18 protein-coding genes, 2 tRNA genes and 1 pseudogene are annotated in these 20420 nt (G+C 63.3%); 4 read left to right on the top strand and 17 right to left on the bottom strand.

Annotated features, from left to right (window positions below; translation table 11 throughout):
• Positions 1-151: 151 nt before the first annotated feature.
• From AAGA68_25770 to AAGA68_25760, 3 genes are all read right to left on the bottom strand, one after another.
• Positions 152-526: a hypothetical protein gene (locus tag AAGA68_25770; protein ID MEM9388476.1), complete on the bottom strand. Its 375-nt coding sequence runs from the start codon at positions 524-526 to the stop codon at positions 152-154.
• A gap of 1209 nt (positions 527-1735) precedes the next feature.
• Positions 1736-1812 (bottom strand) — tRNA-Pro (locus AAGA68_25765).
• Between the two features lie 65 nt (positions 1813-1877).
• Positions 1878-2384, bottom strand: a complete 507-nt coding sequence (locus tag AAGA68_25760; GenBank protein MEM9388475.1) for a hypothetical protein — start codon at positions 2382-2384, stop codon at positions 1878-1880.
• Between the two features lie 124 nt (positions 2385-2508).
• Between AAGA68_25760 and AAGA68_25755 the strand changes: the two genes are divergently transcribed.
• Positions 2509-3069 (top strand): hypothetical protein, encoded by a 561-nt coding sequence (locus tag AAGA68_25755; protein ID MEM9388474.1) that lies wholly within the window; start codon positions 2509-2511, stop codon positions 3067-3069.
• Between the two features lie 12 nt (positions 3070-3081).
• On the opposite strand, the gene AAGA68_25750 is transcribed toward AAGA68_25755, so the two are convergent.
• The 12 genes and pseudogenes from AAGA68_25750 to AAGA68_25695 all read right to left on the bottom strand — a co-directional run bounded on the left by AAGA68_25750 (position 3082) and on the right by AAGA68_25695 (position 15188).
• Positions 3082-3438 (bottom strand): MerR family transcriptional regulator, encoded by a 357-nt coding sequence (locus AAGA68_25750; protein MEM9388473.1) that lies wholly within the window; start codon positions 3436-3438, stop codon positions 3082-3084.
• Positions 3419-3718: an integration host factor subunit alpha gene (gene ihfA / locus AAGA68_25745; GenBank protein MEM9388472.1), complete on the bottom strand. Its 300-nt coding sequence runs from the start codon at positions 3716-3718 to the stop codon at positions 3419-3421. The genes AAGA68_25750 and ihfA overlap by 20 nt, the downstream gene beginning before the upstream one ends.
• Position 3719: 1 nt before the next feature.
• Positions 3720-6104, bottom strand: a complete 2385-nt coding sequence (pheT, locus tag AAGA68_25740) for a phenylalanine--tRNA ligase subunit beta (protein ID MEM9388471.1) — start codon at positions 6102-6104, stop codon at positions 3720-3722.
• A gap of 16 nt (positions 6105-6120) precedes the next feature.
• Positions 6121-7140 (bottom strand): phenylalanine--tRNA ligase subunit alpha, encoded by a 1020-nt coding sequence (gene pheS, locus AAGA68_25735; GenBank protein ID MEM9388470.1) that lies wholly within the window; start codon positions 7138-7140, stop codon positions 6121-6123.
• 122 nt (positions 7141-7262) lie between these two features.
• Positions 7263-7643 (bottom strand): 50S ribosomal protein L20, encoded by a 381-nt coding sequence (rplT, locus tag AAGA68_25730; GenBank protein ID MEM9388469.1) that lies wholly within the window; start codon positions 7641-7643, stop codon positions 7263-7265.
• Positions 7644-7655: 12 nt separating this feature from the next.
• Positions 7656-7850, bottom strand: coding sequence for a 50S ribosomal protein L35 (gene rpmI, locus AAGA68_25725; protein MEM9388468.1), 195 nt, complete (start codon positions 7848-7850; stop codon positions 7656-7658).
• 119 nt (positions 7851-7969) lie between these two features.
• The gene (gene infC, locus AAGA68_25720) at positions 7970-8497 is read right to left on the bottom strand and encodes a translation initiation factor IF-3 (protein ID MEM9388467.1); all 528 of its coding nucleotides are present in this window, start codon (positions 8495-8497) and stop codon (positions 7970-7972) included.
• 14 nt (positions 8498-8511) lie between these two features.
• Positions 8512-10175: pseudogene (gene thrS / locus AAGA68_25715) on the bottom strand (threonine--tRNA ligase).
• 152 nt (positions 10176-10327) lie between these two features.
• Positions 10328-12130, bottom strand: a complete 1803-nt coding sequence (locus AAGA68_25710; protein ID MEM9388466.1) for a sugar phosphorylase — start codon at positions 12128-12130, stop codon at positions 10328-10330.
• Positions 12127-13365, bottom strand: a complete 1239-nt coding sequence (locus AAGA68_25705; protein ID MEM9388465.1) for a glycosyl transferase — start codon at positions 13363-13365, stop codon at positions 12127-12129. The genes AAGA68_25710 and AAGA68_25705 overlap by 4 nt, the downstream gene beginning before the upstream one ends.
• Before the next feature lie 13 nt (positions 13366-13378).
• Positions 13379-14224, bottom strand: a complete 846-nt coding sequence (locus AAGA68_25700) for an HAD-IIB family hydrolase (GenBank protein ID MEM9388464.1) — start codon at positions 14222-14224, stop codon at positions 13379-13381.
• A complete protein-coding gene (locus AAGA68_25695) occupies positions 14217-15188 on the bottom strand; it encodes a phosphoribulokinase (GenBank protein ID MEM9388463.1) in 972 nt (323 codons plus the stop codon). The genes AAGA68_25700 and AAGA68_25695 overlap by 8 nt, the downstream gene beginning before the upstream one ends.
• Positions 15189-15359: 171 nt before the next feature.
• Between AAGA68_25695 and AAGA68_25690 the strand changes: the two genes are divergently transcribed.
• Positions 15360-18047 carry a serine/threonine-protein kinase gene (locus AAGA68_25690; protein ID MEM9388462.1) on the top strand — a complete coding sequence of 896 codons (2688 nt, stop codon included), beginning with the start codon at positions 15360-15362 and terminating at the stop codon, positions 18045-18047.
• 51 nt (positions 18048-18098) lie between these two features.
• Here AAGA68_25690 and AAGA68_25685 read toward each other — a convergent pair whose 3' ends face one another.
• Positions 18099-18587 (bottom strand): hypothetical protein, encoded by a 489-nt coding sequence (locus AAGA68_25685; protein ID MEM9388461.1) that lies wholly within the window; start codon positions 18585-18587, stop codon positions 18099-18101.
• 339 nt (positions 18588-18926) lie between these two features.
• Here AAGA68_25685 and AAGA68_25680 point away from each other — a divergent pair, with 339 nt between their 5' ends.
• A complete protein-coding gene (locus tag AAGA68_25680; GenBank protein ID MEM9388460.1) occupies positions 18927-19334 on the top strand; it encodes a hypothetical protein in 408 nt (135 codons plus the stop codon).
• An 8-nt stretch (positions 19335-19342) separates the two neighbouring features.
• On the opposite strand, the gene AAGA68_25675 is transcribed toward AAGA68_25680, so the two are convergent.
• Positions 19343-19561 carry a hypothetical protein gene (locus AAGA68_25675; protein ID MEM9388459.1) on the bottom strand — a complete coding sequence of 73 codons (219 nt, stop codon included), beginning with the start codon at positions 19559-19561 and terminating at the stop codon, positions 19343-19345.
• Positions 19562-19661: 100 nt separating this feature from the next.
• Between AAGA68_25675 and AAGA68_25670 the strand changes: the two genes are divergently transcribed.
• Positions 19662-19736 (top strand) — tRNA-Val (locus AAGA68_25670).
• Positions 19737-20420 lie beyond the last annotated feature (684 nt).

Below are 20420 nucleotides of genomic sequence, written 5' to 3'. Positions count from 1 at the left end.
TGTTTCGAATGATCCTCTGTGTAGACTCAATCACGAGGGTTATCTCCATGGTTTTGATTGAAAGTTCGCACTTCCATCAAAGTCGATAACCCTCACTTTTTTCAAGTCAGGTGTCAGATCAAGTCGGAACTAGCACACCTGAAGCACAGCGCTAGGGTACCTGTACGTCGAGGAAAGCCAAGTATTGCTCGCCCTGAGTTACCGCGCTCACTACGGCGCCTAGCTTCTTCACCGTGACGCCGTCCGCGTTGGCGTAATCGTGGTCAACGGTGCCGGGCGCCGCAGAGCCACGGTCCATTAGGCAGAGCTTTTCGATAGTGCCCGTGTAGTGGGCAGTCACTTGCACAGCGCCGATGTATCGCTGCTCTCCCGTCGAGGAAGTCACCAGCTGGATCGCGCCCAGAACGTTATCGATCGTCAGCAGCATGTCCGTGGCGGCTGGCGGGTTGCCACTGGTGTCGCCAACGATCTCAAACGGCGGGTAGTCTCCGCCCCCAATGGGAGCGGTCAAGTACGGTGCGGGCATCGGGCGTCCTTGTCGTTCGTGTCCAGAGGACAGTGAGTCAGGCAGGCGGTTGTTCGCATCTAGGCTCTCCCAGCTGCGGCGTCATTGCCCCTTTCGCCCGCAGACGCACCGAACCAAAACACGAGGATGTCGGCTACCGCCTTCGTGAGGAGGCCGAGCATCACGGCGTTTCCGGTCCTACCCCAATCCCGCTCTGCCTGGCTATGCAGGTGGCCGCAGTGATTGCAGCGGCTCCGCGCCTTGCGCCCGATTTGGGTCGGTATGCCCTACCTCTCCAGCACGAGCAATGCGTGCTTAGGAATGAAGTACTCGCCGCACTCGCTTTTGCGGCAGGACACCACGTGATCGTGCCGCGTTCCCGCCTGCCACTACATCCGGATCCGAGACTGCAGGCGATCGGCGACCTCGTCGGAATCGACCACCTCGAAGCGCACGAACCCGTGCTCATCGGTGTAGGCCCTACCATCCCCTGGCTCGCTGTGGACGTGACCACCACTCGGCCGTCCGGGTGCGTCTCCGTACGGGCGCGGCCATCCTCGATCGTGTCCGAGTCGTCGCCGCGGCGCTCCTCCTGGCCGTCGAGCTCGTCGATGCGGCGATGCAGACCAGGGCCACTGTCTCACCGCGGAAGCTGGACTTCGAACCGGCCCACGTGCCGCAGTACTTGCCAGCCGGCCAGAGCTTCATGCCCCAGCGGCTCGTACCCTTGCCGAGGAGCATCGTCTCGCGAAGGTGATCGCAGCTGTCCACCATGTCGGCGAAGCGCGGCCCGCTGGTGTCGAGAAAGAACCGCTCCGTAGGAGCGATGTGGAGGCTCATCGTGGGATCCTGATCTGGGCGCTGCCCTGCGGCGTTGCGCCAGGCGTCCGGACTGATCTTGCTAGCGTTACTTAATCAAGGCGAAGCCGGTGGCGAGTATGATCTCGGCGTCTTTGACCAGGTCGCCTTCATTGAAGACGGGGTCGAGCGCATCGTCACGGATGGAACGTATGGAAGGGGGGCGTATGTGCGCTCTTGGACCCGCCCCATGCCCTCGTGCACCTGTGATGTCTGCACCGTTGGTCGGGTTTCGCTGCCGCTGCCGACGTTAGGTCGGGATCGTCACTGTCTTTCGAGACTGACAAGGACCGATCGTGGCTCTTGGCGTCGGACGCTATCCCTGGAGAATCAGAGCGCCGCAACGCGTAATCTCACAAGTCCCAGGAAATTTGGTCGGGGCGGCGAGATTCGAACTCACGACCCCTTGCACCCCATGCAAGTGCGCTACCAGACTGCGCCACGCCCCGACCGGGCTCGTGCGAGCGGACGCTCGGACAAGATTCGTAATGATACCCGCACTCGCGCGCTCAGGTCACGACTTTCGCTCAAGTTCGCCCTTGAGACGGGCCACTTCCTGCTCGAGCTCCCGGTAGCCTCGCGCCACCCGCCGCAGGGCCTGAACCATGCCCTTGCGCTTGCCGTCGGCCTCGCCCTCCTCCGGGGTCAGGCGCTGAATCATCTGCTTAAGGACTTCGCGACCGCTGGCAACAGATTCGTCGAACGCGGCACTGCGTCCATCGCCCCCGGCGCTCGCCGCGCCTGCGCCGACACCCGCACCGGCTCGCCGCGCGGCTAGCCCTTTCTTCTTCCTCATCATGCCGCCACCGCCGCCGCCCGCACGCGCGCCCACCTTCTTCTTTTTCTTCCGTCGCAGGCCACCGACCTTCTTCAGGGTAGGCGGACTGCCGTCGCTCATGGCGGTCGCATCGAGGTCGTCGTCTAGGGAATCCGGGAGCGCGACACCAGGAATGTCATCCACGGAGAGTTCCTCGAAATCCGCTTCTAGGATCTCCTCGTCTTTCTGCTTCTTACCGGCCACTGCTGGTGACTCCCTTGTTTCGCATAATTCTCAGTGCCTTGCATCGCCTTGTTGAGCATCGTCGGAGGGACAGCTCTGGTAGGATTCCACCTTATCAGAGGCCAAACTCAGGAAACCGGCACCAGTGAGCACCCGCCCCAATTCGCCCAGGAAACACGCGTTCGACTGCCTGTTCGCAGCCGCCCTGTCGGTGATCCTCACCACCCCGCACGCCAGCGCAGCAACCGATGCGGAGATCGCTGACAAGGTGCGCGACTGCGCCAACATCCCCCGGGACAAGGTCCGATTGCGCTGCTTCGACGCGGCGCTGCGCGAGCCGCCGGCGACGACCTCGACCGCCAACGCCGAGGTTGAACCGCCCGAGCCGGAACCGTTGCCCCCCAAAGCGGCGCCGAGCGACGATGACTTCGGCAAGGAGCAAGTCGAGCGACGCCAGGCTAAGGGCAAGAAGCAGCCGCCCGAGGAGACCCCACAGATCAAAGCAACGGTAGCTGCCATCTCCAAGCGGCGCGACGGCTTGCTCACCATTACCTTGGACAACGATCAGATTTGGCGCCAAAAGTCGGTAACCAGCCTGTTCCGTTTGCGGGAAGGTGACGAGGTGACTGTGAAGAAGGGGCGCTTCGGCGGGTACACGCTAGTGGCGCCGGGTCGTAAATCCACGGCAGTCACTCGACTGGAGTGAGGTTCAAGTCAGCTAGCGCCTCAGATCCCTCAAAATCTCTTCAAGTTCCGAGCGTAACTGCTTGATAATCTGCTGGCTTTGCGTGACGTCTTCGCGGGCTGCCTCACCTGTGAGCTTCTGCCGTGCACCGCCTATCGTGAAGCCCTCATCGTAGAGTAGGCTGCGAATTTGGCGAATGATGATCACGTCCTGGCGCTGGTAGTAGCGCCGATTGCCTCGACGCTTAACCGGCTTGAGCTGCGGGAACTCCTGCTCCCAGTAGCGCAGCACGTGGGGCTTTACGGCGCACAGATCGCTGACTTCACCGATCGTGAAGTAGCGTTTGCCAGGGATGGCCGGCAGTTCGTCGTTATTCGCCGGTTCCAGCATAGGCCTCTACTCGCGCTTTGAGCTTTTGGCCTGGCCTGAAGGTCACCACGCGGCGAGCGGTGATGGGAATCTCCTCGCCGGTTTTGGGGTTGCGGCCGGGTCGCTCGTTCTTATCTCGAAGATCAAAGTTACCAAAACCGGAAAGCTTGATCTGCGATCCCGACGCCAGCGCGTTGCGGAGCTCCTCGTAGAATAGGTCTACGAGCTCACGCGCCTCTCGCTTGTTGAGCCCGAGTTCGTTATATAAGGATTCGGCCATGTCGGCCTTGGTGAGTGCCATCTCAGTCTCGGATCTTCGCGCCCAGCTTTTCTGCCACCTGCCGGCGAACCTGGTCGATGACCTGATCCGCTTCCTCACCGGTTAGATTGCGCGACGACTCCTGCAAAATCAAGCCCAAAGCGATACTTTTTAGACCTGAATCTACTTTGTCCCCGCGGTACTCGTCGAACAGCACCACCTCCTGAAGTAGCGGCCCCGCCGCCTCCCGGATCGTGCGCACGATCTCGTGCGCGGGCGTTGCCTCATTAACCAGGAGCGCCAAATCCCGACGACTTGACGGATACTTGGACACGGCGGTGAAGTTCGGCAGCCCGCCCTCCGTCAGCGCCGCCATGCTCAGCTCGAAGCAATGAGTGTTCGCTGGAAGGTCGAGCGCCGTCAGCTGGCTCGGGTGCACCGCACCGAGAAACCCAACGTCCTGACGGCCGCGTCGCACCCACGCACTCTTGCCCGGGTGCACCAGACCCTCGGGCCCGCCGGGCACAAACTCCAGGCTTCCATCTGCCGTGAGCGCGAGGAGCGCTTCGAGGTCGCCCTTCACGTCGAAGAAGTCGACGGCGAGGGATGTGTTCGCCCAGCCTTCGGGCTTCGCGGCGCCGCACGCGACACCGGCCAGCATCTTCTCCTCGCGAAACCCGCCCTGCCCGTCAGTCAGGTAGCGTGCGCCCACTTCAAACAAGCGCACGCGACTGCGTTGCCGCGCCACGTTCTGCCCTAACGCCACCAAGAGTCCGGGGAGAAGACTCGGTCGCATCACCGCGAGATCCGAGCTGATGGGATTGGCGAGGGTCGCGTCGTTGTTGGGCATGCCCACCTTGTCGAGCAGCGCCGGATCCTGGAAGCTGTAGGTGATCGCCTCCTGGTAGTCGCGATCCACCATCAGCTGTTTCAGGCGCACGTCAGGCAAGCGCGACTCACTCACCGGACGCACCGTCAGCGGTGCAGCCTCAGCCTGGGCGGGAATGTTGTCGTAGCCGTACAGGCGCGCGACCTCCTCGATGAGGTCGGCTTCGATATTGATGTCGAAGCGGAAGCTCGGCGGGGTGACCTGCCAGCCCTCGTCACCGGTACGCTCCATCGCCAGACCAAGGCGCTTGAAGCCCGCTTCCACCGCCTCGTCCGGCACGTGAATGCCGATCAAGCGGTCGAGCTGCGAGCGGCGCAACGCCACCGGAGGCCGCACCGGCAGCGCCGATGGGTCCTGCGCGATCACCACCGGTCCCGGCGTGCCGCCAACGATGTCGATTAACAGGGCCGTGGCACGCTCGATGGCCGCCACCTGCCCCCTCGGGTCGACACCGCGCTCGTAGCGGTGGGAGGCGTCCGTATGCAGGCCGATACGCCGCGCGCGTCCGGCGATCGCGGCTGGCGCAAACCAGGCGCTCTCGAAGAACACGTCGACCGTATCGTCGTCGACGGCGGTGGACTCGCCCCCCATCACCCCTGCCAAGGCAACCGGGCCGGACCCATCCGTGATGAGCAGCATGTCGTCGTCGAGGATGATCTCCTTGCCGTCCAACAGGGTCAGCTGTTCACCCTCGCGGGCGAGGCGCACGTCGATATCCCCGCTGAGCTTACCGTGGTCGAAGCCGTGCATGGGCTGACCGCGCTCGAGCATCACGTAGTTAGTAACGTCGACGACCGGGTGAATCGATCGGAGACCGCTGCGCCGCAAGCGCTCCTGCAACCACAGGGGCGAGGTGGCCTTGGGGCGGATGTCGCGGATCACGCGACCGGCGTACACGGGACAGGCCTTAGGTGCCGACAGGGTAATGCCGCGCACGTCATCGCCCGGCGACGGCACCTCGGGCACGTCCACCTGCGGGCGATCGATATCGTTCAGCGCGCTCACTTCGCGCGCGATGCCGATCAGGCCCAGGCAATCGCCGCGGTTAGGTGTGAGGTCCACCTCGATGATTGCATCGTCCAGGTCGAGGTACTCGCGCAGGGGCGTGCCGATCGGCGCGTCGGCGGGGAGTTCGATGATGCCGTCGTGCTCATCGCCAAGGCCGAGCTCGCGCGAGGAACAGAGCATGCCGGCGGAAGCTACGCCGCGCAGCTTGCTCTTCTTGATTTTGAAGTCGCCGGGAAGGCGTGCACCCACCAGCGCGACGGCGACCCGGATATCGGCTCGCGCATTCGGCGCACCGCAGACGATCGACAGGGTTTCTCCAGTGCCGGCGTCCACCTCGCACACGCGCAGGCGATCGGCGTTCGGGTGCTGCTCCGCCGCCAGCACACACCCGACGACCACCTTCTCGAAGGCCGGTGCGGCCGGCTCGATCGCATCCAGCTCGAGGCCGGCCATGGTGAGCTGGGCGCCGAGCGCCTCGGGGCTCAGATCATGGTCCACGAACTCGCGCAGCCAGGCATTGCTGAAGCGCACGGTAGTCTCCCGAAAATCAGTTGAATTGCTGCAGGAAGCGAACGTCGTTCTCGAAGAACAGACGCAGATCGTCTACGTGGTAGCGGAGCATGGCGAGTCGTTCCACGCCCATGCCGAAGGCGTATCCGGTGTAGCGCTCCGGATCTACCTTCGCGTGGCGCAGCACGTTCGGATGGACCATGCCGCAGCCGGCGATCTCCAGCCACCCCGTGCCCGAACATACGCGGCAGCCTTCGCCACCACAGATCACGCAGCCGATGTCGACCTCCGCCGAGGGCTCCGTGAACGGGAAGTAGGACGGCCGCAGGCGCAACGCTAGCGACTGCTCGAAGAACTGCTGCACAAACTCGTGCAACACGTGCTTCAAGTTAGCGAAGCTGATGTTTTCATCAACCACCAGTCCTTCGATCTGATGGAACATAGGCGTATGAGTAACATCGGAATCGCAGCGGTACACCCGCCCCGGTGCGATCAGGCGCACAGGCGGCTCGCTGCTCAGCATCTCGCGGATCTGCACCGGCGAGGTGTGCGTGCGAAGCAGCCACTTCTCCCCCTGCATGTAGAAGGTGTCGTGCATGGCACGCGCGGGATGGTGTTCGGGGATGTTGAGGGCTTCGAAGTTGTGGAAGTCGTCTTCGATCTCCGGACCCTCGGCTACGTCGAAGCCCACCTGGCTGAACAGGGCCTCTACCCGCTGCATGGTCCGCGTTACCGGATGCAGACCACCGGTGGCTACCCCTCGCCCCGGCAAGGTGACATCGATCCGCTCACTAGCGAGGCGCTCGGCGAGCGCGGCGGCCGCGAGGGTTTCGCGACGTGAGTTGAGCAGCTGCTGAAGCTGCCCCTTGGCGACGTTGATCTCACGCCCCGCATCGCGCCGCTGATCGCCCGGCAGCGCACTAAGGCCCTTGAGGCGCTCCGTGAGCGCACCCTTTTTGCCGAGGTAGCGCACGCGCACCTCGTCGAGCGCCGCGGCATCTGCTGCGGCCTCTACCTCACTGGTGGCACGCGCCAACAGTTCGCCTAGGGGTTCCACCACTCGCTCCTTCGTCACCCGTCCGCACGCGGCGCACGACCGGTGAGTCGTTCGCTAACGGAATTGCTTACAAGAGGTGACCATCCGCCACCGCGGCGGACGGTCGACTGCCGGAAAGCGGCCTAGCTCGCAGCAGCGGTGGGCCGGGCGGCAAGTGCGTCGGTCGCCTGCCTGGCGATCGCCGCAAACCCGTCCGGCTCATGGATCGCGAGCTCCGCAAGGGCCTTGCGGTCGATCTCGATCCCAGCGAGCTTCAGGCCGTTGATAAATCGGCTGTAGGACAGGCCGTGGGGGCGCACGGCAGCGTTGATACGTGCGATCCACAGGGAGCGGAACTCACGCTTGCGCTGACGGCGGTCACGATAGGCGTACTGGCCGGCCTTGATGACCGCCTGTTTGGCGACGCGGAAGGTCTTGCGACGCGCGCCGTAGTAGCCCTTGGCCTTACGAAGAATCTTCTTGCGCCGGACGCGGCCGGCGACGGAACGCTTGACTCGTGCCATGGTTCGTCTCCTTTACACGTACGGCAGCAGGCGGCTGAGCATCTTCACATCTTGCTCGGCCACTTGGGTGTGGGGGCGTAGGTGGCGCTTACGCTTGGTGCTCTTCTTCGTCAGGATGTGACGACGATGCGACTGATTGCGCTTGAAGCCGTTCGCAGTTTTGCGAAACCGCTTGTTAGCGCCACTATTGCTCTTCATCTTGGGCATGGCGAAAACTCCTGTTAACACCGCCGCGACATCTTGAGGGCCGGACGGGTGGAGCCAAACGGCGCTGCCAACGCACGCTCGACTCGCTTCTTCTTCGATGTGTGACTCGCCTTAGAAAGCTACTGCTTCTTCTTAGGCGAGATCACCATCACCATTTGACGACCTTCCATCTTCGGGAATTGCTCAACGGTGCCTAACTCGATGAGATCTTCCTTCACCCGCTCCAGTACACGTCGTCCGATGTCCTGGTGGGCCATTTCCCTGCCGCGGAAGCGCACGGTGACTTTGGCCTTGTCTCCGTGCTCCAAGAACCGCTTCAGGTTACGCAGCTTGACCGCGTAGTCGCCGGTGTCCGTATTCGGCCGGAACTTCACTTCCTTGATCTGCGTATGCGTAGTCTTCTTCTTAGCTTCGCGCTCGCGCTTCTTACGTTCGAAGTCGAACTTGCCGTAATCCATGATCCGGCACACGGGAGGATCCGCGTTCGGTGATACCTCCACCAGATCCAACCCCGCGTCTTGCGCCATGCGCAATGCGTCTCGTGCTGCCATGACGCCCGCCTGCTCGCCTTCCTGATCGATGACTCGGACTTCCCGGGCTTCGATCTCCGCGTTGCGCCGCGCGCGCTTGTTGCCGCCCTGTGCGATAGAATCTTACTCCGTCAAGCCGGCTCGGGAAGGCGCTCTGCCGCTTCACGAGCCAGGTGTTGCGTAAAATCGTCGACAGACAAAGACCCGAGGTCCTTACCGGCGCGGGTTCGCACCGACAGGCTTCGGGTTTCGACTTCGCGATCACCAATGACCAGCGGGTAGGGCACCCGCTGCAAGGCATATTCTCGAATTTTAAATCCGATCTTCTCGTTTCTCAAGTCTGTCTCTACGCGAAGACCCTGATTTTTAAAGTGTTCGCGGACCTCATCGGCGAAGGCGTCGTGGCGCTCGGTGATCGTCATGAGCACCGCCTGCACAGGCGCCAGCCAGGTAGGGAATCGACCTTCGAAATGCTCGATCAGCACGCCGAAAAAGCGCTCAAGAGAGCCAAGTAAGGCCCGATGAATCATGATCGGCCGCTTGCGGTCGCCCCCTTCGGCCACGTAGATCATCTCGAAGCGCTCGGGCAAATTGAAGTCGAGCTGGATCGTCGAGCACTGCCACTTACGGCCAATGGCATCCTCAATCTTCAGATCGATCTTCGGGCCGTAGAAGGCGCCGCCGCCCTCGTCCACCACGTACTCGAGCCCTTTGCGCTCCAGAGCGCCCTGCAGACCGGCAGTGGCACGCTCCCAGATGTCCTCCGAACCAACGGCTTTTTCGCGCTTCGTGGGCAGATTGACCTCGAACTTCTCGAATCCGAAATCCTGCAGCATGGTCAGATTGAGATCTAGGATGGCGAGAATCTCATCCTCGATCTGCTCTTCGCTGCAGAAATGGTGCGCATCATCTTGCGTGAAGCCGCGCACGCGCATCAGCCCGTGTAGCGCCCCGGACATCTCATGCCGATAGACCGTGCCGAGCTCCCCCCAGCGGATCGGTGGCTCGCGGTAGGACCGCAGGCGATCCTTGTACACGAGGATATGGAAGGGGCAGTTCATCGGCTTGAGCTGGTAGAGCTGATTGTCGTCCTCCATCGGCTTGTCCATGGACTCGGCGTAGAAGTCCTTGTGGCCGGAGGTGTACCAGAGGCTCTCGTGGGCGATGTGGGGCGTGTACAACAGCTCGTAGCCCGCCTCGATATGGCGCTCGCGCCAGTAGTCCTCCATCACCCGGCGCATGCGTGCGCCCTTGGGATGCCAGAACACCAGACCGCCGCCGGCGTCTTCCTGGATAGAGAAGAGCTCCAGATCCTTGCCGATGCGCCGGTGGCCGCGCTTCTCTGCCTCCTGCAGGCGCCGGAGGTAAGCCTTCAGCTGCTTTTTGTCGGGCCAGGCTGTGCCGTATATGCGCTGCAATTGCTCGTTGCGAGCATCACCCCGCCAATAGGCGCCGGACACCTTCGTCAGCTTGAAGGCCTTGAGATGTCCGGTGCTCGGGACGTGCGGCCCACGGCATCGGCATAGGTTTTTGAAGTCGCCCTGGCCGTAGACGGAGATCACCTCATCCTCCGGCAGGTCGGCAATGATCTTCGCCTTATACTCCTCGCTGAGGCCACGAGCGCCAGTTCGGCGTCCTCGCGGATGGTCGTCGAGGTGTCCACCGGGCGTCCGTTCAGCTTTGCGGCGACCGCGGCCTTGGCGAGGCCGGGGCCGATGTCAGCAGCCACATCGGCAGCACTGACCGGATGGTCGTAGCTGCGCTGGCTGCCGTCGGGCAAGGTGAAGACGGGCACGTGGAAAACCTCTCGCGTATTAGGCGAGATTAAAAAAAGAGACGAAGTATGCTGCGGGGCGTCGAAGGGGGTCAACCAACTGGAACCAAGCGTACCGACCCGTCGATAAACGCCGCGAATCAGGGAGCAGCTCTCCCCCGTGGCAGCGCTTCCTAAGCGCGAAGCCCGGGCAGCGCGACGCCAAAGGCCCGATTGGACAACCAGATGCCCTGGTAAGGCGCGAGGGTCATCTCGCCCGCCAACGCCTCGATCTCCCTTCCGCTGAGTAGATCAATCCACTGATCCGTACTGATCAGATTCACATCTGCTAAGGACAGTACTTGGGGACGGTCCGTCACGTTGTAAACACAAAAGATGCTCTGCGAACGGTCCGTCGACTGGCGGAAATAGGCGAACAGCTCCAGCCCCAGGTGAAGGGTGAACTGAGTCGCGTTGGGATGGAAGGCGGGCTGGCGACGGCGAATCGCTAGCGATCGAGACAGCTCGCGTAGCACCCGCGCGTGCAGGCTGCGCCCGTCAGAGAGCCGCTCCGCTAGCTCGTCCTCCGGCCACTGGTGGCGGTTGATCGAGCGGGCCCGCCCGGAGCGTGCGAACAGGTCGTGGTCGTTGGGCGTGGCGAGGAAGCTGTGCACGTAGATGGCGGGAATGCCCTCGAGCCCCAGCATGATCAGATGCATGCAGATGAAGCGCTCGAACTGCCACCGATCGCGCTGCCCGGCCGCGGTGCCGGCCATCGCATCGATCAGCGAGATATTCACCTCGTAGGGCTTGAGCGCACCGTCCGGCCCCGCGCGCATCGAGACCTCGGCGCCGTAGGCGCGCAGAGCATCGATCATGCTGCCCAACTCATCATCGGACAGCAGTCCCTCGGCGGGCCGCAGGCCGATGCCGTCATGGGAGGCGATGAAGTTCAGGTAGGTCGTGCCGTGCTGGGCGGGCGGCATGCTCATCATCCACGTCTTTAGGTGACGGCAATTGCCGCTCAACATCGTGTGCACGAGCAGGGGCGGCAGAGAGAAGTTATAAATGGCGTGTGCTTCGTTGGCATTACCGAAATAGGTCAGGTTGTCGCGGTTAGGCACGTTGGTCTCGGTGATCACCAACACGTCCGGGCGACGGAACTCGGCCAGCGTGCGCAGCAGCTTGATAATCTCATGCGTGCGACGCAGGTGGATGCATGGCGTGCCGATCTCTTTCCAGAGGAAGGCGACCGCGTCCATGCGTAGGGTCCGCACGCCCACGTCGAGGTAGCGTCCCAAGATGTTGACGAATTCCCAAAGGACTTGGGGATTGGCAAAGTTTAGGTCTACCTGATCCGGGCCGAAGGTGCACCAGACCGTGCGCTCGCCATCTAGCGTCTGCACAGTCTGCAGCAGCGGGGAGGGTCTGGGGCGGACCACCATCGAGACATCGGTGTCCGGGTCAACTTCAACGAAGTAGCTTAGGCCCGGGTCTACACGCTTTTTGAAGTTCTCGAACCAGCCCGAGCGTGCCGACGCGTGGTTGATGACCAGGTCCGACATGAGATCGAACTCCTCGGCGATCTCGCGGATGTCCTCCCAATCCCCGAGCGCATCGTTCACCTGCAGGTAGTTGATCACCGCGAAACCGTCATCAGAGCTGTAGGGAAAGAACGGCAGGATGTGTACACCACTCACCGCACCGGACAGATGCTCGTTGAGAAAGCGGCGCAGGGTCTGCAGTGGCGCTTCGCCTTCGCGGGTGACCGAGTTGCCATAGGTGATGATGAGGGCGTCGCGCTCATCCCAGTGATTGACGAACGGCTGCGGCACGGACAGCGCGTCGGAATCACCGCCTATCGCTTCGATTAGGCGATGGCCCCAGGTGATTGCATCGAGCTCGGGATAGATGACCGAGAGATGCTGCTGTACTCGCGCCAACAGCTCGCCACGGGCCCCACCGCGCCCGTTGCCTGGTGGCAACGTAGCGCTCACGCGCCGCCCTCCCCCTCGCGGAAGGCGATCGTGTCCTCTTCAACCGCCTCGGCAAGCTGCTCGAGAATGTCGGGGATGGCATTGATGACCCGGTTCCAGGGCGCGATGAACGGCGCCTCCTCGGGGTTGCGCAGGAAGTAGTCGCCCGCCGACATCACATTGCTAGCAAACATCTCGACCGCCGTCTCCTCCTGGTGACGGTCGTAGCGCAAGCCGTTGAACAACGCATCGTTCTGGTAGGTTTCGACGAAATCGAGCGCAATGCGGAAGTAGGTGGCCTTGATCGTGCGGAATCGATCCATGGAGAAGGTCTCACCTTGGGTGGCGAGCTTGCGAAAAAAGGCCTTCATTATGTCGATGCTCATCTTCGATAGGCCCTTGGAGGCATCCTCGGGGCTCAGCACCTGGTGCTTGTGATCGTAGCGGTCGGCGATGTCCGCCTGGCAGATGCGATTGTTAGCGTAGTTGCGCGCTAGCTCGCTGAGCACACCGATCTCCAGCCCCCAGTCGGAGGGAATGCGCAGGTCCTGGATAACGTCCTTGCGCAGGCTGAACTCGCCGGCTAGCGGGTAGCGGAAGCTGTCGAGGTAGTCTAGGAACTCGCTCGCTCCGCACACGGTCTTCAGGGCGCGGATCATGGGCGTGACGAGCAACCGACTCACGCGGCCGTTCATGGCAGAGGTGGACGTGCGAGCGTAGTAACCCTTGCAGAATTCATAGCTGAAGCTTGAGTTCGCCACCGGATACAGCAGGCGGGCCAGCAGGCTTCGATCGTAGGTGACGATGTCGCAGTCGTGCAGGGCGATGCTCTCGGCCATGCCGGTCGCGAGCACGTAACCGTAGCAGTACCACACGTTGCGCCCCTTACCAAGCTCCGACGGCGCAAGCCCCTCGCGGCGCAGCTGGGCGTCGATAGCTTGCAGGCGCGGGCCGTCGTTCCACAGCACGCGATGGTGCTGGGGAAGTCGGCCGAAGTAGCGCAGGGCCTCACGGTACTGAAGCTCATTGGCGCGGTCCAACCCGATCACCACCTGGTTCAGGTAATTCACGTGGGTGAGCTCGTCCACTATGTTCGCGAGGGCCGGCTGCTGCAGCTCCGAGAAAAGCGACGGCAGGACCAGGCCGAGGGGACGGTAGCGAGAGAAGCGTTGCAGGTCAGCTTCGATGTACTCCACGGGCCTGCGGGTCAAGTTGTGCAGCGTGGTAACTGTCCCATTCTGGTGAAAATCGGCCAAATCCCTGACTCCCCTAGTTGCCGTCGTATCCGTAGCGTTCTAGCACGTGTTCCATCGCTTCAGCCCAACCCCGAGGGCCGTCGTGCGCGGGCCGCAAGACCTCCGCTCGCGCGCCCTGCGGCAGGGTCATGTCCTGGTCGTGGTGCCCGGGGATCACGACGGCGACGTCAGCCTGTGCCAGCATGGCCAGATCATTGGGCCCATCCCCAAGCACCACGCGCCGGGGCGCCTGCGGTAGACGTCGCTCGTACTGCCCGTGCAGCATCGCGACCGCCCGTGCCTTGTCCACCGGCCCAAGCACGTGCACGAAGCGCCCACCCCGAACGCAATTGAGATCACGCTCGCGCAGCGCCTGGCGAAAGCGCACTAGGGCAATTGGATCCTCCTCGAGCCACAGCAGGGGCTCGGAGGCCTCGCGGTCATCCGCCCGTGCGGCGGCCTGCAGGGAGAGGCCCGTGTGCTCGGCGATTCCCGCATAGCCAAGCTCGCCGAAGGTCTCAAACCTGAGGTTGAGGCGAGCACGCAGCTGTTGGATTTGCTCGGTCAGCTGGGCCCGAGTGGGCCCGTGGTACTGCACATCCACCGGCTCGCGTGGCCCGCGGGGATGAATGCCAGACTCCCCGAAGTAGCTCTCGGGCGTTACGGTGATGGCGCCGTTCTCGACGACGTAGGGATGGGGGTTGTCGAGGGCCTTGGCTAACTCGGACACCTCTCCTCGCGCTTTGCTGGTCACGAGCACCACGGGGACGCCCGCGCTCGCCAGGCGCGTCAGCACGGGCGCCGCCGGCGACCAGTCGTAGGTGAAGTGGTCGAGCAGGGTGCCGTCGAGGTCCGTGTAGACCACCAGCGGCTCAGGCATCCGCTGGCCCCATGGCGCCCGGTTCTCCGCAAAGCTGATGGGCCACCAAGCGGTGATCCTGCGCCAGATCAATGATCGCTTGGGCGCGCTTGCTGAGGTGGTTCAACATGTGGCGCGTCAGCCGCTCGTAGTGCTGGATGAAACGGGTCAGTTCAGCTTCGCTCATCACCCGAGAGAAAGCCTCTGGAGGCGCCTGCTCCTCGCGCAGGCGCTGGGTCAGCTTCTCCTCCTGTTTGCGCCGCCACTGGTGCACGCATTCGAAGGATGGCGCGCGCAGAAAGACAAGAAAGTCGATGGGCGCGAACAGAGCGGGGTAATCCTGGCGCAAGCTGCGGTTCACATAACGGCGCCATTGACCGTCCTGGTCCTCCTCCGCTTCGAGTGTATTGATCGGTTCGCCAAGGGCGGACTCCTCCTGCGGCGTACAGGCCACGCACCATCCCTCGAACAGCACCGCGTCGGCAGCGCCCTCCCAACGCGACCATTGCGCCTCGGGCGCCCGATCGTCGATGGACTTCAAAAAGCGCGGAATGGCCACGGAATCCTCGCGCGAGGGGGAAAGCAACCCCTCGAGGACAGCGCTCCCCAGGGGCAGATCGTGCGTTCCGGGCACACCCCGCGTGGCCAACAGAGGGTGTATCTGTTCGCCGAGGGCCAGCCGATCCGCACGGGGCAGATACAGATCGTCGATCGACACCTCGGGGCAGCGCAGGCCCCCGGCCTCCTCCAGCAACACGGCAAGAAAACGCGCCAAGGTGGATTTGCCGCTACCCTGGCAACCATTGATACCGATCAGCAGCGGCCTGGAGGCTTCTGTCAATGCACTGAGGATTCGCGTCGCCACGGGCGCGATGTGTTCGCGCAGGGCCTCGCGATAGCTCTGCGGGAGCTTCTCCTCCTCGATCACCCGCGCCACCGCCGAGCCCTCCACAGCCTCGCGGATAGCGCTCGCGGCCTCCCTCAAGAGGCCCCCTCTTCCACTCGCTCGGTGGCAATCCCCACGACCAACCCCACGTTTCGACTCAGCGCCACAGGATAGTAGCATCGCAGGCGCAGCACGGGCGTCGGGGCCGGCGACGCAACTGTGTATCATCCGCAGAAGGACGGCGGCGCGCCGCCGCGGGACCCGAGGACCATGAGCGACACCATCCGCCAGCTCACCCCCAAACGTTGGGACGACATCCAAAAGGTGGTGGACCGCGTGTGGGCAGCACCGGCCGAGGAGCGCCAGCAGGTGCTAGAGGAGGCCTGCGGCGAGGACATCTCCCTGCGCGAACAAGTCGAGCTGATGCTCGACGCGGACGAGGCCACCTCCCCACTGGATGAGAGCGTCGCGGACGACGCCCTGCGCGTGCTCGCCGATCGCGAGCGTGAGAAGCAGAACATGGCCGGCCGCGAGGTAGGCCACTACCGCCTGGTGCGCAAACTCGGCGAAGGCGGCATGGGCATGGTGTACCTCGGCGAGCGCGCCGACGGCGCTTTCGAGCAGTACGTTGCCGTCAAGCTTCTGCGCAGCACCGTGAGCGATGACATCGAGCAGGTGCGCTTCCGCACGGAACAGCAGGTGCTGGCGAGCCTCGATCACCGCTCGATCGCCGCCCTCTACGACGCCGGACAGACCAATGAAGGCCGGGCCTACTTCATCATGGAATACGTCGAGGGCCGGCGCATCACGGAGTACTGCCGCTGGCAACGCATAGACGTGGAATCGCGTGTGCGCCTCGTACTCGATGTCGCCCGCGCCCTCCAGTACGCCCACGGCAAGCTGATCATCCACCGCGATGTCAAACCCTCGAACCTACTGGTGGACGGACAGGGCCGGGTGAAGCTGCTCGACTTCGGCATCGCCAAACTCCTCGGCGACTCGAGCTCGCGCCCGGCGGCGGTGACGCGCTCGGACGAACGCCCGATGACCATCGAGTACGCGGCGCCAGAGCAGATTCGCGGGCGCGACATCACCATCCGAACCGACGTCTACCAGCTCGGCGTCGTGCTCTATGAACTGCTGACCGGACGCCGTCCCTTCCGTCGTGGCGCTGACCTCTACGTGCTCGCGCGGGAGATATGCGAGGTGGGGGCATCACGCCCGAGTCTGGCGTTGAGGACGGACGAACGCCAAGTGGTTGGCGGCCAGGAGGCGCACGCGGACGACTCCGCCGTGCCCGTACTCGACTCACCCCTCGACGGTGCGGCCTATCGCCGCGAGCGGCAGCTGCGGGAAAGACAGCTGCGTGGGGATCTCGATGCGATCGTCATGCGCGCAGTGGCGCGCGAGACGGAGGATCGCTACCCCTCAATGGAGGCCTTCGCTGCCGATCTCCAGGCCTATCTCGGCGGCAAGCCGGTGGCGGCGCGCGCCCCCAGCATGGCCTACAACAGCTGGAAGTTCCTGCGCCGTCATCCGCTGGCCAGCGTTGCGGTGGCCTTGTTTGCCGTGCTGCTAACCGGCTGGGCAGTAACGGCTACAGTACAGTCCGAGCGCGTACGGGAAGCCTACGAGGTGGCTCAAGCGGAAAGCACGAAGGCGTCCCAGACCGCCGAGTTCCTCGAGAACATCTTCCAATCCTGGGATCCGACCGTAGGCCCAGGTGATCGTATTCTCGTGCGTGACCTCCTAGCCGATACGCAGACCCGCCTGTACGAGGAGCTTGCCCAGACCCCCCAGGTGCGCGCGCGGCTGATGGTAACGCTAGGTCGCCTCTACCAGGCGCTCGGCTTGTATCAAGAGCAGGTAGAGCTGGCGGCGGATGCGGTAGAGATTCGACAGCAACTGCTGGTCTCGCCGGATCCCGGACTGCTCGAGGCATACCGACTGCTAGCGGAGGGCCTGCAGGAAACCGGGGCGTTCCGAGAGTCTCTGTTGCGCTTTCAGGAGGCGCGGTCGGAGGCATTGGCACTTGGTGGCGAACCGCTCGTGATCGCCGATATCGAGAGCGGCATCGCCAACAGTCTGCTAAAGGTAGGAGATATCGCCGCCGCGCGCGAACGGTACGAGGCGTCCCTAGCGCTCTTTCGCGAGGCGGGTGGCACAAGCGAGCTGAAGTACGCCGAGGCCCTCGCCGACTACTCGAACATGCTGTTTAGACTCGACGGATGGGAGGAGGCTGTTGAGGCCAATGCGCAAGCGCTCGCGGTCTATCGTGAACGCTACGGCGATCGGCACCAGGAAGTTGCCATCGTGCTGAATCAGCGGGGCGCCATGATGCGCGCCCTCGGTAAGGCGGCGGATGCGAAGAACCTGCACCAGGAAGCGCTGGCGATTCAGCTGGAGCGCCTAGATCCCAGCCACGAGTACCTCGCGCGGACCCGGTCCGACCTAGCGCGCGCCCTGACCGACCTCGAGCAGTACCAAGCAGCGAGAGATCAATACCTCGAGGCGCTTTCGATCAGGCAGCGGGCCTTCGGCGAAACGGACACGCGCACCGCCGCTACGCACTTCAATCTAGGGGATCTGCTCGTGCAGATGGGCGAACTCACCGAAGCGGAAGCCGCGTACAGTGCGGCGACGGAGATCGATCGAGAGGTGCTCGGCCCGACCCACCCGAACGTAGGGATGCACCTGACGCGCCTCGCCAGCGTGGTCTACCTGCGCGGTGACCTAGGACAGGCCTTAACGCTGTACGACGAGGCATTGGCCGTGCTGCCGGAAGAGCTTCTGTTCCGGTCGAGTACTCTTCTAGGCTATGGCAAGGTGCTTCGCGACCTCGGACAAACCGAAGAGGCACGACGCTACCTCGAAGAAGCACTAGAGATCCGCCAGGCCGTAGTGCCGACGGGTCATCCCCGCCTGCTGGAGGTGGAGGAGGCTATCGCCTCGCTGTAGGGCCGGAGGGCGCACGCTCGGCGATCGCTCCGGCCCGGCATCGCACGCGAGCTACTCGCCCTGCTTGGTCACGTTCACGTTCACCGTCACGAACGGCGGCAGATCGCCGCCACCGATCGGTGCCCCGGTGCCCGGCTCGTCCTGGCCCTTACCCTGATCCCCCATGCTGCTGCCCATGCGCCGCATGGCCTGTTTGAGATCGCCAGCCCTGTTCTCATCCTGGAGAAACGCGTCGCAGCACTCCTTCAGGTGTTCTGCCGCATCCTTGGTGGCTTGATTCATCGTGATCTCTCCCTCGAAATCAGACTTGATGTTTACTTCGACAACCTGATCGGTATAGGTGATGTCTTCAACGGGACCATCGTCATCGACGGGGCGCGGTGGGCGCGTGTGACCGTCGCCGCTCTCTTCGGCCGGCCGCTCTCCGTCGCCTTTGGATCCACCAGCACAGTTCTCTTCCATCCGGCCGGCCTCCTTGTTTCCGCCTACGGCCACCGCACGCAGCAGCCATTTCAACGCCGCTACCAGTCGGTCCAGCATGATCGCTTTCCCTTCCCGAGTTCCATTCGCTTAGTAGCGACGATGGCGCAAGTATACTGTCATCGATTCGTTCGTTGGGCGACGATCGATACCATTCGACCCGACCTCAGCTAAGGGTCTGGCGGCCAGGGGTGGGCGAGGGCTCGCGACCGCACCCCAAAGGCTGTCGCTCACAAGCGCACGCCCCGCCCCCTGTGCTGACCCCGACCTTGGGGAGCAGACTCCAAGTGGCCAAACCCGACGAAAACACCCGAGGGAACGGCACGATCCAGGGTCCGTCACTGTTGTGCAGGGTGGCCCGGGCAAGCACGTTGAAAACAGGTGCACGAGGGGCGGGACTTGGAAAAAGAACTGTTGGCCACACTCCTGAGCTGGGCCTCCACCCTCTCCGGCTACCCCGCCCCAGACACGCCCCCGGAGATCGCCTGGCGCAGCCACGAGTTCTTCGTCGAGCACGTGTGCAACGGACGGGAGTGCCGCGCCGTTGGCTGGTACAACGACGAGGACATCATCTACATCGACGAGCGCTTCCGGGACAAGGAAGGCCCGGAGGTGACCTCCCTCTACGTACACGAGCTCGTTCACTTTCTCCAGCACCATAGCGGACGCTATGACTCGCACTCCTGCAGTGACGCCAGCGCCCGCGAACGTGAGGCGCTCGCCGTGCAAAACGAGTACCTACTGCGGTTGAGTGCCAGCGTGGCGCGTTTCTGGACGGTGGATGAGGTGACGTGTAAGTACGAGTGAGTCCGCGCTCACACAGTGCCCGGAAGCAGCACGCGATGGCACTCGCCGTTGCCGTCGCGCTCCACGCTGGCTGCGAAGCGCTCCCCGGCCTGCGCTCGTACCCGGTAAAGCTGGTGGTCTAGCCCTCGAGCGGAGATTCCGGTGACCAGCAGAAGGAGCCCAAGGCGACACTCGCGTCGCTCGAAGACGCGCCCGTGGAAGGGTCCCCCGTGGAGGCTTACGCGCATCCGGTCGCCCTGCGCACCTTCAGTGTGATCCAGTACAAAGGGTCCCCTCCGGCGGCTTGCCTGGTCAGATCCATGTGGATACACTTTGCGGCTCTTCGAAAGGCGCGTAGCTCAGCGGTAGAGCACCACCTTGACATGGTGGTGGTCGCTGGTTCGATCCCAGCCGCGCCTACCAATACAAAACAAGAACTTACCACCGACTCCTCGCCCTCCAAGGCACTGACACTCAGTGCAAATCTTAGCCAGTCGGATCAACGACTTGGCGGTGGGGGCCAAAATAACTACCCCGAAACTGCACCGGTTGATTTATCACCGATGCGCGTGTCGTGCGTGCTCCTGGCACCCGTCCTGGCCCTTCTGGCCGCCTGTGATCCCGTCGTATCAAGCGATTCAGTTCTGACCCAGCGTGACGTCTCGACAACGGTGTCGTGCACCCACACCGGCTACTGCATGACGTGCGGCCCTTCCTTCGAAGGGAGGATGGATTGCAAGCCGCGACTTCGGCCGAACTGTCCAGGCCGGCGCAATGCAGTCGTCGACCTCTACGACGTCACCCGAACCCATAAAAGCGGCGCCACATCCGTGGTTGAAAGGCGCGACAACGTGCGCCCGACCGGAGTGTGCTTCTAGCCAGCCGCCCTTGCACCCCATGCAAGAGGTCATCACCTACTAAGGGTTTGAATCTATGGACAATTCTACACCTGAGCCCTCACGCCAGGACGCTCAAAACGCACACGGCGCATCAGACACTTGCGGGTCTTCGGCACTGGATAATGAGGGCGTGCTCGTCTCGCGCCAATGGCTGAAGGTTGTGCTCTCGCGCCTACACGTGGCGGCCTGCGGAGAGGAACACGAGTCC

It is taken from the genome of Pseudomonadota bacterium (genome assembly GCA_039193195.1).
GTDB lineage: Bacteria > Pseudomonadota > Gammaproteobacteria > Steroidobacterales > JBCBZW01 > JBCBZW01.
The sequence above is the reverse complement of the archived record's forward strand: the minus strand, read 5'-3'. Positions and strand labels throughout refer to the sequence as shown.

What these genes read in the sequence shown, in the direction of transcription:
- AAGA68_25770 (MEM9388476.1), bottom strand. Translation starts at nt 526, where the DNA reads ATGCCCGCACCGTACTTGACCGCTCCCATTGGGGGCGGAGACTACCCG.
- AAGA68_25750 (MEM9388473.1), bottom strand. Translation starts at nt 3,438, where the DNA reads ATGCTGGAACCGGCGAATAACGACGAACTGCCGGCCATCCCTGGCAAA.
- ihfA (MEM9388472.1), bottom strand. Translation starts at nt 3,718, where the DNA reads ATGGCACTCACCAAGGCCGACATGGCCGAATCCTTATATAACGAACTC.
- rplT (MEM9388469.1), bottom strand. Translation starts at nt 7,643, where the DNA reads ATGGCACGAGTCAAGCGTTCCGTCGCCGGCCGCGTCCGGCGCAAGAAG.
- rpmI (MEM9388468.1), bottom strand. Translation starts at nt 7,850, where the DNA reads ATGCCCAAGATGAAGAGCAATAGTGGCGCTAACAAGCGGTTTCGCAAA.
- AAGA68_25700 (MEM9388464.1), bottom strand. Translation starts at nt 14,224, where the DNA reads ATGCCTGAGCCGCTGGTGGTCTACACGGACCTCGACGGCACCCTGCTC.
- AAGA68_25690 (MEM9388462.1), top strand. Translation starts at nt 15,360, where the DNA reads ATGAGCGACACCATCCGCCAGCTCACCCCCAAACGTTGGGACGACATC.
- AAGA68_25685 (MEM9388461.1), bottom strand. Translation starts at nt 18,587, where the DNA reads ATGCTGGACCGACTGGTAGCGGCGTTGAAATGGCTGCTGCGTGCGGTG.
- AAGA68_25675 (MEM9388459.1), bottom strand. Translation starts at nt 19,561, where the DNA reads ATGCGCGTAAGCCTCCACGGGGGACCCTTCCACGGGCGCGTCTTCGAG.